Genomic DNA, 12,146 nt, shown 5'->3' with positions numbered 1-12,146 from the left:
GCAGGAAGTGCACGGAAGAGAGACAGGTATTAATCTGTCATCCTTTTTTTATAAAAAAGCTTATATATCCGGATTCTTCCTTTTCACCCAGATATTCATGTCCTGTTCTTTCGCACCAGCCGGGAAGATCATTTCTTGAACCTGGATCGGTTCCATCGACCTGAAGAATGTCACCTGAGTTTAATTTACCAATTTCTTTCTTTGTCCTGAGAAGCGGCATTGGACAACTGAGTCCTTTAGCATCCAGTACTTTTGTTGCTTCCACACCATCGGCAACTACTTTAAAGTCACTCATAATCTGTTCTCCCGAAATGTAATGAGTTTGTAAAAAATCGATAAGAAAAAAATAAGGATAATTCTTTCCTTACCTGAATAGATATTCATTTTTGACCTATACTTTAGCTTCTGCCATCTGTCAAGGTTTGAAAAAATATGTTATATAACTCATTAATATTTTTATTAAAAAATAAACACCACAAAGTGGTATATATTCTGTTTTCAAGCTGTTTATATTGACAAATTTTTTTTGGGTGTGTATGAAATTTACAAATATAATTTGCTGAAGTTACTTTTTGTCTATTTTAACAGGGAGAGTATCTATGAGTGAAGAATCCGTTTTTAAAAACAAAAGCAAAGAGTTGTACAGCATTTTTTGTGAGAAGGAGTGGAACCCTTATATTACAGGTGTGATAGTTGCCTTTTTCTCAGTAATGATAATGGCATGGTGGAGACCCTGGGGTGCTGTGGGAGCCATAAGAAGCTGGGGTGACTGGATTATGTATGGGGGAGCCACTCTCTTTGGTTCTGATTCCGGAATATTTGAATTTTATGATGAGGCTCCGCGTTCTATTTTTGTGAATTCCGGTTCAGTAATAGGTATAGGATTTGTTGCCGGAGCTTTTATTTCCGCGTGTCTTGGAAAAGATTTTGCCCTGCGTATTCCTCCTTACAGGGAAATGGTAAAAGCTGTTATTGCAGGTATACTTATGGGTATCGGCGCTACGCTTGCTGGTGGCTGCAATGTAGGTGGTTTTTATAATGCCATCGGTAATCTTGGAGCCAATGGTTTTGCAATGTGGTTAGGACTTGTTCTTGGTGTGGTTTTGGGATTGAAACTGCTTTATCTTGAAATGGAGTATATATCCTGGGGAGAAGGAGGATCAAAAACGATCACTTTTCCGTCGGTTGTTGTTTATCTAATGGGAGTAGCTGCAATTATTGCTTTAATATGGGGTGCCTATACATACTCCGCTAATGAAGATAGTGATTATATAGCTTCTCTTTCAGGAATACTGCTTATTGCAGCAGGTCTCGGTTATGCCATGCAGCGTGGACGCTGGTGTATGGTTCAGGGTTTTCGTGAACCCCATATGACCGGTGACTGCACCATGGCTAAATCTGTGATGTTGTCTATTGTCATAGTAGCTATTGGGGCTGCAGTTTTGAAATATGCGGTTCCCATGAGGGCTGAAGGTGAAGCAGTTCTTGCTCCCTTGAATTATATTCGCGGTACTTTTGGTTGGGGTGGAGTTGCTGGAGGTTTTCTCTTTGGTCTCGGGGCCATGTTTGCAGGAGGTTGTGGATCAGGTACACTTTGGCGTGTGGGAGAAGGCCAGGTAAAACTTATAATGGTTGTTCCGTTTTTCGGTATAGTTTCTTCGGTTATGACAGCCTGGTTCAGGGATAACGATTTTGAGGCGGATGGTGCTCTGGGTTCAGCTGTATATCTTCCCGACGCCCTGGGGTATGGACCTACTCTTCTTCTGATAGGAGGTGCCATGATTATCTGGTATCTTGTGGTTACCTGGAATGAAGAAACCAACAAACTCATTGTACCGATGTAAAAAAGTAAAAAAATGTTTTCCAGTAAAGGCGCAATTTCACAGGAGAGTGAAATTGCGCCTTTTTTTTATGAGGAGGTTTGAGCTTCATTTTTTAAACTAATCTACGAGTTTAAAATTTTTCCAGTTTCCGGAAAGTATAAAAAGGATAAAATATGCGTAATACGGCTATATTCAAAGATAAAATTTTCCTGGCCCATGATCCCGGAAGCACACATATAGAGTCCCCGGGAAGAATTAAAAGAATATATGAAATACTCAATAAGGGAGAAAACAGAGAATATTTTATAGAACCGGAAATTACACCGGTTTCAAAAGAAAAACTTCTCTATAATCATACGGAAAATCTGGTAAACCAGGTAGCTGCAACTTCAGGTAAGATATATTCAGTTCTTGATGTGGATACCTGTACATCAGGGGAGAGTTTTAATGCTGCCTGCCATGCAGTTGGGGCAGTAGTCGGGGCTATGGATCTTATTTTCAATAAAAGTGTGGATAATGGTTTCGGGCTGGTGAGACCTCCTGGTCACCACGCTGAAAAAAACAGATCTATGGGTTTCTGTCTCTTTAACAACATTGCCATAGCTGCACAACATGCTCGGAAAAAATACGGTATAAAGAGAATTTTCATTGTTGATTGGGATGTACACCATGGAAATGGTACTCAAAATGCTTTTTATGAAACAGATGAAGTTTTTTACCTCTCAATACACCAGTATCCGCTTTATCCGGGAACGGGGTCCCTGCGTGAAACAGGTTCAGGAAAGGGTCAGGGATATACCTTGAATATTCCGTTGCCGGGGGACAGGGGGATATGGAGTATGCTAATATTTTTAACACAGTAGTTAAGCCTGTTTGCAGAGAATATCGGCCTGAACTGATCCTTGTATCTGCCGGATTTGATACATATATAGATGACGGTATCAGCGCCATGAGGGTGACGGGGGACGGTTTTGCCTATATGACGAGAGTCCTGGTAAACCTTGCAGAGGAACTCTGCGATGGCAGAATTTTTTTTTCTCTGGAAGGAGGATATAATTTTTCCGGGATGGAAGAGGGAGTTTTTGCAACTCTCTGTGAACTTGCAGGTATTAAAGAAAAAAATGAAATGAATAAAAAAATGGACTATACGTTCATATCAAGTCTTGCTGAAGAAAAAGGTATCCATCCGGCAATTGAAATGGTTAGGGAAGTTGCAAAAAAATATTGGAAAATGTAGACTCAAAGCAATAACAATTTTGTAACATCAAAATAAAAAATACTGAATCGCAGCCATCCTGTGACCAGTTACTTTATTGTTGGTACCCAGAAAGCAATCAATAGTCGATGCTGTTTGATCCAGCCATGCTTGCTGATTTTTTTGATTGTTTTTTTTATAAACAGACTCGTTTATGAAGTTGAACATCATGGGTAATTAGTGCCTTACTCCTGAACTTCTGTCATAAAAAAAGGAAAACAGGGAAGTTTTTTTTGAAATTAAATGGTTAGGTTTATTTCCATGGCACTTTTACCCCCTTGTGGGGTGTTAGAGATTATTACTGTAAAATGCTTTTAAAATGAACAGGGGTCCCACTAAAATACTTGTCGCTGATGATGATGCAATGGTGCGAACCACTGTATCAAAGATACTGGAGATGTTTGGTCACCAGGTGGATACGGTTATTGGTGGAAAGGAGGCTCTTGAAATAGTCAACAGTAGTTATGATGTTATAATTCTGGATATAAACATGCCGGAGATGGATGGTTTTGAAACCATGGATCATCTCAATAAGCTGGGGCTTGATATTCCTGTTCTTTTCCTGACCGGTGCCGGGTCCATGCATTATGCTGTCAAGGCAATCAATCTGGGTGCTTATGATTTTTTAACAAAACCAATTGAGGACCTGGATATCTTCAATGTGAAAATACGCAGGGCCATCGAAAAGAGAATGTATGTTCTTAAAGAGAGTAGATACAGGCAGTCTCTGGAAGATGATATTCAGGAAAAAGCCCGGCAGCTTGAAGAACAGAACAAACTTCTTCTCACTTACAGTAACAGTCTGGAGAACGCGACTGTACAGTTGATGAGCAGTCTCCAGAATGCCATGGAAGAAAAGGATTATTATACTGCCGGTCACACAATACGGGTTACTGAATATGCCCTTATGCTTGGCCTGGCCATGGAACTGTCAGAAAATGAAATACTTATCTTGCGACGTGCCGCACAGTTCCATGATATAGGCAAACTGGTTATTGATCTTTCATGTATTCAGAAACCGGGAAAACTGACGGATGAAGAGTGGCTATTGATCAGGAAGCACCCAAGTGTGGGAGCAAATATCATAAAACCTCTTGGCTTTATGAAAAAGGAACAGTTTATCATAAGGCACCACCATGAACGATTTGACGGTAAAGGTTATCCTGATGGTCTTTGTGGTGATGAGCTGGATATTTTGACCAAAATTATCACAGTTGTTGACAGCTATGATGCCATGACTTCCCGAAGAAATTACAGGGAAAATAAAACGATGGAAGAGGCTGTTGAAGAATTGTATCGTTGCAGTGGAACCCAGTTTGAACCGGCCATCGTGGAAGCTTTTGCCCGATCTATTGTGGATTTCAAGCTTCCGGAGAATGGTTTTTCTGAAAAATCCCTGGATAATCTTTATGAAAAGAAGGTTGTAACCTGATGAAAAAAATATCAAAAAAAGAAGTTGAACATATCGTACATCTCGCCCGGCTGACCCTTGATAAAGGAGAATTGGAAAAAGTAACAGTTCAGCTTGATACTATTCTATCTTACGTGGAAAAACTGGATGAACTGGAAACATCGGATGTAGAACCGACCACACATGTTTTTTCGGTGTGTAATGCCTTCCGGGATGATGTTGTTTCAAAATCCCTTCCGAGAGAGAAGGCTCTGGTAAACGCACCCCGGCAGGATGGAGAAAGTTTTCATGTTCCAAAAATAATCTAAATAGTGTCTGCCCAGAAATCGAGCAAAAAGGTTCTTCATGGACAGGTGCTAAATAAGTTTTTTAAAAGGTTTTAAATATATGGATTTATATGAGTTGACCATACATCAGGCTTTGGAAAAAATGGAGCAGGGCGAAATTTCTTCTGTTGAGTTGACCCGAAACTGTCTTGATCGAATCGAAAAAATTGACAGCAAACTGAACGCCTTTGTTACTGTTGACAGGGAAGGTGCCCTTCTCCAGGCGGCAGAGGCTGACAGAAAAAGGAGCCGTGGAGAAGGAGGACTCCTTTGTGGTATCCCTCTTTCAATAAAAGATCTTCTTTCAACAAAGGATTTGAGAACAACCTGCGGCTCAAAAATACTGGAAGATTTTGTTCCGGTATTTGATGCAACCGTTATTCAGAAAATAAAAAACGAGGGAGGGGTCATTCTCGGTAAAGTGGCCATGGATGAATTTGCCATGGGCTCCACTTCCGAAACCTGTTTTTCCGGGGTACCTCATAATCCTTATAAAAGAGGTTATGTGGCTGGTGGATCTTCAGGAGGATCTGCAGCTTCAGTTGCCGCCATGGAATGTCTGGGTTCCCTTGGCTCTGATACAGGAGGGTCCATACGACAACCAGCATCCCTTTGTGGTGTAGTTGGGATAAAACCGACCTATGGCAGGGTTTCCAGGTTTGGCCTGGTTGCTTTTGCCTCCTCACTCGACCAGGTTGGTCCCATTGCCGGGAATATTGATGACACAGCAAGGCTTTTGAAATGTATCAGTGGATACGATAAAAATGATTCAACATCCGTAAAACAACCTGTTCCCGATTTTTCCGGTTTTATCGGCAAGAGTATCAAAGGGTTGAAGGTGGGTATCCCCCGTGAATATTTTGGAGAGGGCGTCGATCCCGAAATTGCCGCAATAGTGGAAAATGGTATAAATATCCTGAGGGAGGGAGGGGCGGAAATAAGAGATGTTTCCCTGCCGCATACGGAATACTGTGTTGCTGTTTACTATATAATTGCTCCTTCGGAGGCCAGTTCCAATCTTGCCCGATATGATGGAGCTCTTTACGGATATAGAGATAACAAAAGTGAAACCTTGCTTGAAATGTACAAAAACAGCCGATCAGCAGGTTTCGGAGATGAGGTTAAAAGACGTATTTTAATAGGAACATATGCTCTTTCTTCCGGATATTATGACGCCTATTATAAAAAAGCTTCCCAAGTAAGAACGCTTATTTTAGAAGACTATAAAAATGTTTTTGATGAGTGTGATGTCATTCTTTCCCCGGTAACCCCCCTGCCGGCCTGGAAGATGGGAGAAAACAAAGATGATCCTCTTTCTGTTTACCTCTCGGACATAATGACAATTTCAGCAAACCTTGCAGGAATTCCTGGCATGTCTGTTCCCGGTGGTTTCACCCGGAAAGGGTTGCCTGTTGGAATTCAGCTCCAGGCAAATCATTTTATGGAGGAAAAGCTTTTTCAAACGGGCTCCTACCTGGAAAGAGAAGTTGATCTGAACAGACCGGAACTCGCCCTTTAGTGTTTCGATCCTAACGAATCTGATTTTTCCGGTTTTATCCTTTTTAAAGGTAACTGGAGGAACAGTAGTTTCTTTGGAAAATTATCAATGGTGGCATAAATTGAAACTTTTAATTCCTGAAAATATAAATCAGATAAAACCGTATCCACCAGGAAAACCACAGGACGAACTGGAACGTGAGTACGGTATAAAGGATTCAATAAAACTCGCATCCAATGAAAACCCATGGGGCCCGTCTCCAAAAGTTATCCGGGCCCTGCGTTCTGAGCTTCTGAACCTGAACAGGTATCCGGATGGTTCTTCCTATTATTTAACCCAGGCTCTCGCGGAAAAAGTGGGCGTTGACCCGGAAGAAATTGTTTTGGGAAACGGTTCCAATGAGGTTATTGAATTTTTGGTAAAGGCTTTTGTAAAGGAAGGGGATGAAGTGATTACAAGTCACCCTTCCTTTCTGATGTATCAGAAATTTGTTCAGATCCGGGATGGGGTTAATTTTGTTGTACCCTTAAAAGATCTACGTCATGATCTCGGTGTTATTCTTGAGATGATTTCTGAAAAAACAAGGTTGATCTTCATTGATAATCCCAACAATCCGACAGGAACTGTCATTAAACCGGTTGAGTTGTATGAGTTCTTAAGCAATGTTCCCGAATCGGTAATCGTTGTTCTTGATGAGGCCTATGTCGATTTTATGGAAATGAAGTCAAGAATAGACGTGTACTCCCTAGTCCGTAACAGTGAAAACAGGTGTCCGGTTGTTTTGCTGAGAACATTTTCCAAAGCATATGGCCTCTCCGGCCTGAGGGTCGGGTATGGTATTATGGACAGAAAAGTTGCCACATGTCTTCATAAGGTCCGACAACCTTTTAATATAAACAGAATGGCCCAGGCCGGGGCGCTGGCAGCTCTGGAAGATGAGGAGTATTACCGGCAAACCCTGGACAATACCAGGAGCGGATTAAACTTCCTTATGGAAAATGTCAATAGATTGGGGTGCAGGGGGCTTGAGTCGCAAACTAATTTTCTTATGGTGGATGTTATGGGAGATGGGGACAGGCTGTATGAAGCTATGTTGTTCAAAGGAGTTATCATCCGTTCCATGAGTTCCTACGGTTTTTCAAACTACATAAGGGTTACCGTGGGAACAGAGGAAGAAAATAATCGTTTCATTGAAGCTCTCTCCTTTTGCCTGGATGAACTCGGTTATGTCTGAAAAACAGGAAATTGTCACCATTGACGGCCCTTCCGGTGTCGGAAAATCCACGGTCAGTAAAAAAATTGCAGATGCACTTGGTTTCACGTATCTCGATACTGGAGCCATGTACAGAGCTGTTGGCCTTTTTATACACCGACTTGGTGTTGACCTGGAAAAAGAAAACGATATCCCAACTCTCCTGGAGTCACTTGAGCTGTATTTTATACCACCTGCAGAAAAAGGTGGCGATGTTGGAGTTCTTCTTAATGGAGAAAATGTAAGCGAAGTTATTCGCACTCCCGAGGTCGCTATGGTTGCTTCACATGTTTCTGCCTTTCCCGAGATAAGAAAAAAACTGACAGAGATGCAGCGGATTCTGGGGGAAAGAGGAAAAATTGTGGCAGAGGGACGAGATATGGGAACAGTTGTTTTTCCAGGAGCACGATATAAATTTTTTCTGGATGCCGACCCAAGGGAAAGAACAAGGCGACGTGTTGTTCAGTTGAGAGAACAGGGCGTACAGGTTGATGAGGAAGAGCTTCACGCTATGACTCTGGAACGTGACAAAAATGACAGGGAAAGAGCAATAGCACCGCTTAAACCGGCGGAAGACGCAGTGTTGCTGGATACGACGTCTTCCGGGGTGGAGGATGTTGTTGAAAAAATTCTCCGGATAATAAAGAAAAAGGCCGGAAATTGAATCAGATTTTTACTTCACTACAAAATCTGCCCGTCTGTTCAACCTGTAACTTTCTTCATTCTGTTCCAGAAAAAGCGGTTTTTCTTCACCAAAAGACAGGGTTCGTATCCTTACGGGATCTACCCCGAGGTTAATGAGAAATTGACGTGTATTGATAGCTCGTCTTTCTCCCAGGGCTAGGTTGTATTCATTTGTTCCTCTTTCGTCGGAATTTCCCTCGATAATAATTGTTGTCCCTGGAATTGACTGGATATATCTGGCATTCTGAATCAGAATATCTTCCATATCCGGCTTTATTCCGGCCTGATCGAAGTCAAAATAGATGGGGAAAAGGTTAGCAGAGGACCTGCCATGGACCTGTTTATATTCCATGGTCTGATCTTCCGGGGCAACAGTTTCTGCAGCCCCATTGGATCCACTAACGGTTGTGTCTTCCATATTGGTGTCATCCAGGGTACCTACAGCAGGAAGATTCTGTTCGGAATATTCTCCATCTTCGGCGGGAGGATAATGTATGTCTTTTCCGCCGGACAGGGTTGAACCTGTTTCTCCATCAACCCCCGGAGGAACCACAGTTTTTTTACTGCAGCCAGCCCCGAAAAGAACAAGTGAACCAAGAAGGAATAAAAGTAAGAGAGATGTGAATGGTTTGTTTTTCATGATTTCTCCTGTTTCTCCAGAGTCAAGATTGAAAGGGTTTAGCTGAAAATCCTGCGATTAAAGATCGTTCTGCCGCAGTCTGATTTTCATTACTTTGTTGTTGCTGAATCATTGGATGCGACTGTGCCCTGGAAACTGTCATTGTCGATTGCAATATTTGCACGCCGAATATTATTTCCGGGAAAATAAAGGTGAACAGCAATTAATTTTTACGCTTACAAAACAGTTTCCTGATTATCCGCAAAACTGAGCCTGTGTGTCTGCTTTTGACCTTTGCACTTGCTCCCAATCAGTTTTTTTTGATTTTGACTGCAGGTCAGGCCGAAAAGCAGGCATATCTCCAGCTTGGCTGAGCTTCATGGATAACAGGATACAGTTTAGTCGTATTAATTGAGAGGTCAAGAATAAACTCCGGGATTCGTGGCGACTTTTTGGTTTTCAGGCCATAACATACTGAAAGTTCAGGAACTGGTAACAAAAAAACTAACATCCCACAAGGGGGTATAAGTGCCATGGAAATAAACCTAACCATTTGATTTCAAAACACCTTCCCTGTTTTCTTGTTTTTTATGACAGAAATTCAGAAGTAAGGCACTAACCCGCATTTCTCATGAACATTGTGTCAATTTTGAGAATAGCTGTAGAATACAAATAATTAGTCAGCTATCGGTAATCGACCAAAATTTACACAATGTTCACCCAAGGTCAGCCCAGGCGACACTATCTTCTGCAATATTTCAACAGCAAATATAGGTCACTATTATTTACTGTTGAAAATTTTGAAGCTGACGCCGCCTGAACTGATGAGAAATGCAGGCTAAAGCCGCTGGAGACCGGAAATTTTTATCTGTTGCTGATCCGGGTTGATAATGGTATTGCCAATAGCACGGGGAACCACGGTAGCCCTCTTTACGGTTTCTCTTGAATGCAATATCAGTTCCAGTGTGAAAAAAACATGAGGGCAAGGCAATCATTTTCTGAAACGCCGAATTCAAGTTCAAAAAAACCAATGAAAAAGAGAGAAAACAGGAACAGAAAAAAAAGCCTCACTGCCATCTGCGCCGTCGGTCTGGAAACTCTGGTTGAGGAGGAAATCCGTATATTCGGTGGTGAGAAAATCACCTGTGGCAGAGGAATTCTTTCCTGGGAAGGTTCGCTGGAGTCAGCTTACAGGGCTTGTCTCTGGTCCAGATTTTCATCAAAAATTCTGCTGCACCTGCACAGGATAAAAGCCACAGATGAAGAAGAGTTATACCGGGAGTGTATGGATATTCCCTGGGACAGTCACCTTGCAGTGGAAACCACTTTTGCGGTTGAATGTACCCTTTCCGGAAAAGGCAAAATTACCCACAGCAGATATGCTGCCTTGAAAGTGAAGGATGCGCTTGTTGATTTTTTTCGACAAAAAGAGGGTAGACGACCCTCAGTGGAAAAAAACAGGCCGGGAGTCAAAATTCATATTCACATCCAGAATTCAGTAGCAGACGTTTTCATAGATCTTTCCGGAGAAAGTCTCCACCGCCGGGGTTATCGGGTATCCGGGGCATTGCACCTCTTAAGGAAACCCTGGCTGCGGCCCTTGTCGGTTTAAGCGGGTGGTTGGCAGAAAGCTCAAAACCCCTGCTTGACCCCATGTGCGGAACAGGAACAATATTGATTGAAGCTGCACTGATGTTCGGGGATTCCGCGCCGGGATTATCCAGGTCTTATTTCGGTTTTATGGGTTGGCTGCAACATGACTCGAAATTATGGCAGGGTCTGGTAGATGAAGCTGTTTTCCGGGAAGAGGCGGGTCTTGCCAGAAAGTGGCCGGTTATGATCGGATACGACTGTGATCCTGTCGTCATAAAAAGTGCAAGAGAGAACATTTCAAGAGCTGGGTTGGAAGAGAAAATAACCATTAAACGGGCGGAACTGGCAACGCTTCAGTCTCCGGCAACCCAGGGAATGATCCTCTCCAACCTCCCTTACGGTGAGCGGCTTTCGGAGGTGGAGCAGGTTTCGTGGTTGTACCGGGCTTTTGGCAGGAAGTGCAGTCTTTCTTTTCCAGGGTGGGATGTCGGGGTTTTTATATCAAATGCGGACCTGGGTGATCGTTTTAACCTTGTCTGGAAAAAACGGTTTCATCTTTTTAACGGATCTTTGCCCTGCAGACTGCTTGTTGGCAGAATTGACAGGTCACCGCCCACATCCTTCCTGTGGAACCTGCCACAACAGGAGCGGACAGACAATGAATTTGCAAATCGGTTAAGGAAAAACCTGAAAAAAACCATCAGATGGGCGGCAAAGGAGTCGGTTTTCTGTTTCAGAATATATGACAGGGATTTACCGGAATATAATATCAGTATTGATCTTTATGAAAAATGGGTTCATATTCAAGAGTATGCCCCACCTAAAACAATTGACAGGGAACTGGCGCGGAAAAGGTTTAAACTCGCTGTCAGACAGGTAAGGGATGTGCTGGGTGTTCGTTCTGATAGAATTTTTATAAAAACACGAGAGAGACAGAAGGGAAAAAAACAGTATCAGAAAAAGAGTAACAAAAGAAAGCTTTATGAGGTAAGGGAAGGGGCCTGTTCCTTTCTTGTCAATTTTACTGATTACCTGGATACGGGGTTGTTTCTTGATCACCGCCCAATCAGAGAAAGAATTTTCAGGGTAGCCGGTGGCAGGAAATTCCTTAATCTTTTCGGGTATACGGGAAGCGCCACACTCCAGGCTGCGGCAGGGGGTGCGGTAATGACAACAACAGTTGACCTTTCTGCAACCTATACGGAATGGTCGAGGTTGAATCTGGCTCTCAACGGGTTCTGTGAGGGGACTCACCGAATTATCCGGGCTGATGGTATGGACTGGCTCAGGCAGGACAAGGGAAAGTATGGTTTGATCTTCGTGGACCCGCCTACCTTTTCGAACACAAGAAAAGAAAAAAGGTTTTTTGATATTCAAAGGGATCATTTTCAACTTATTAAACTTGCCATGTCACGTCTTGAACCTTCCGGTATATTGTTTTTTTCAACAAATTTCAGAAAATTTTCCCTTGACCCGCGCCTTCAAGAACTCTTTTTCCTGAGAGATATCAGTAAGGATACCATTCCCTTTGATTTTTCGAGAAACAGTAAAATCCATAAATGCTGGGAGGTCAGGAATACGGATTCCCAGAAAAGACAATAAAAACCCAACTACGGCAAAACAGGTCTTCTGAGGCAGCTTTTTCAGATAAACCGGCATGGCCGGACCAAATGGTTCGGCAACAA

At 42.6% G+C, this 12,146-nt stretch carries 10 protein-coding genes and 1 pseudogene; 9 read left to right on the top strand and 2 right to left on the bottom strand.

The window, feature by feature from the left end; all coding sequences use genetic code 11:
- Positions 1-37: 37 nt before the first annotated feature.
- Positions 38-295 carry a sulfurtransferase TusA family protein gene (locus tag LO777_RS17075; protein ID WP_228855050.1) on the bottom strand — a complete coding sequence of 86 codons (258 nt, stop codon included), beginning with the start codon at positions 293-295 and terminating at the stop codon, positions 38-40.
- 304 nt (positions 296-599) lie between these two features.
- Between LO777_RS17075 and LO777_RS17070 the strand changes: the two genes are divergently transcribed.
- The 7 genes and pseudogenes from LO777_RS17070 (at position 600) to cmk (ending at position 8,229) form a co-directional block, all read left to right on the top strand.
- On the top strand, positions 600-1,844 hold the full coding sequence (locus LO777_RS17070; protein WP_228855049.1) for a YeeE/YedE thiosulfate transporter family protein: 1,245 nt from the start codon (positions 600-602) through the stop codon (positions 1,842-1,844).
- A 152-nt stretch (positions 1,845-1,996) separates the two neighbouring features.
- A pseudogene (locus tag LO777_RS21260) lies at positions 1,997-3,060 on the top strand (histone deacetylase family protein).
- Between the two features lie 337 nt (positions 3,061-3,397).
- Positions 3,398-4,510: an HD domain-containing phosphohydrolase gene (locus tag LO777_RS17055; RefSeq protein ID WP_228855046.1), complete on the top strand. Its 1,113-nt coding sequence runs from the start codon at positions 3,398-3,400 to the stop codon at positions 4,508-4,510.
- Positions 4,510-4,797, top strand: a complete 288-nt coding sequence (gene gatC / locus LO777_RS17050) for an Asp-tRNA(Asn)/Glu-tRNA(Gln) amidotransferase subunit GatC (RefSeq protein ID WP_228855045.1) — start codon at positions 4,510-4,512, stop codon at positions 4,795-4,797. The genes LO777_RS17055 and gatC overlap by 1 nt, the downstream gene beginning before the upstream one ends.
- Before the next feature lie 79 nt (positions 4,798-4,876).
- On the top strand, positions 4,877-6,334 hold the full coding sequence (gene gatA / locus LO777_RS17045; RefSeq protein ID WP_228855044.1) for an Asp-tRNA(Asn)/Glu-tRNA(Gln) amidotransferase subunit GatA: 1,458 nt from the start codon (positions 4,877-4,879) through the stop codon (positions 6,332-6,334).
- A 100-nt stretch (positions 6,335-6,434) separates the two neighbouring features.
- Positions 6,435-7,547, top strand: a complete 1,113-nt coding sequence (hisC, locus tag LO777_RS17040; protein ID WP_228855043.1) for a histidinol-phosphate transaminase — start codon at positions 6,435-6,437, stop codon at positions 7,545-7,547.
- On the top strand, positions 7,540-8,229 hold the full coding sequence (cmk, locus tag LO777_RS17035) for a (d)CMP kinase (protein ID WP_228855042.1): 690 nt from the start codon (positions 7,540-7,542) through the stop codon (positions 8,227-8,229). The genes hisC and cmk overlap by 8 nt, the downstream gene beginning before the upstream one ends.
- Before the next feature lie 9 nt (positions 8,230-8,238).
- Here cmk and LO777_RS17030 read toward each other — a convergent pair whose 3' ends face one another.
- Positions 8,239-8,889, bottom strand: a complete 651-nt coding sequence (locus LO777_RS17030) for an OmpA family protein (RefSeq protein ID WP_228855041.1) — start codon at positions 8,887-8,889, stop codon at positions 8,239-8,241.
- A gap of 1,009 nt (positions 8,890-9,898) precedes the next feature.
- On the opposite strand from LO777_RS17030, the gene LO777_RS17025 reads away from it, so the two are divergent.
- Together LO777_RS17025 and rlmKL are read left to right on the top strand one after the other, a co-directional pair.
- Positions 9,899-10,480, top strand: a complete 582-nt coding sequence (locus LO777_RS17025; protein ID WP_228855040.1) for a THUMP domain-containing class I SAM-dependent RNA methyltransferase — start codon at positions 9,899-9,901, stop codon at positions 10,478-10,480.
- Positions 10,481-10,488: 8 nt separating this feature from the next.
- Positions 10,489-12,063 (top strand): bifunctional 23S rRNA (guanine(2069)-N(7))-methyltransferase RlmK/23S rRNA (guanine(2445)-N(2))-methyltransferase RlmL, encoded by a 1,575-nt coding sequence (rlmKL, locus tag LO777_RS17020; protein ID WP_228855039.1) that lies wholly within the window; start codon positions 10,489-10,491, stop codon positions 12,061-12,063.
- Positions 12,064-12,146: the final 83 nt, after the last annotated feature.

The organism is Desulfomarina profundi, assembly GCF_019703855.1.
Taxonomy (GTDB): domain Bacteria; phylum Desulfobacterota; class Desulfobulbia; order Desulfobulbales; family Desulfocapsaceae; genus Desulfomarina; species Desulfomarina profundi.
The sequence above is the reverse complement of the archived record's forward strand: the minus strand, read 5'-3'. Positions and strand labels throughout refer to the sequence as shown.

Bases quoted from the DNA above. Each gene is read 5' to 3' on its own strand.
- LO777_RS17075 (WP_228855050.1), bottom strand. From the start codon at position 295: ATGAGTGACTTTAAAGTAGTTGCCGATGGTGTGGAAGCAACAAAAGTA.
- LO777_RS17070 (WP_228855049.1), top strand. From the start codon at position 600: ATGAGTGAAGAATCCGTTTTTAAAAACAAAAGCAAAGAGTTGTACAGC.
- LO777_RS17055 (WP_228855046.1), top strand. From the start codon at position 3,398: ATGAACAGGGGTCCCACTAAAATACTTGTCGCTGATGATGATGCAATG.
- gatC (WP_228855045.1), top strand. From the start codon at position 4,510: ATGAAAAAAATATCAAAAAAAGAAGTTGAACATATCGTACATCTCGCC.
- gatA (WP_228855044.1), top strand. From the start codon at position 4,877: ATGGATTTATATGAGTTGACCATACATCAGGCTTTGGAAAAAATGGAG.
- cmk (WP_228855042.1), top strand. From the start codon at position 7,540: ATGTCTGAAAAACAGGAAATTGTCACCATTGACGGCCCTTCCGGTGTC.
- LO777_RS17030 (WP_228855041.1), bottom strand. From the start codon at position 8,889: ATGAAAAACAAACCATTCACATCTCTCTTACTTTTATTCCTTCTTGGT.
- LO777_RS17025 (WP_228855040.1), top strand. From the start codon at position 9,899: ATGAAAAAGAGAGAAAACAGGAACAGAAAAAAAAGCCTCACTGCCATC.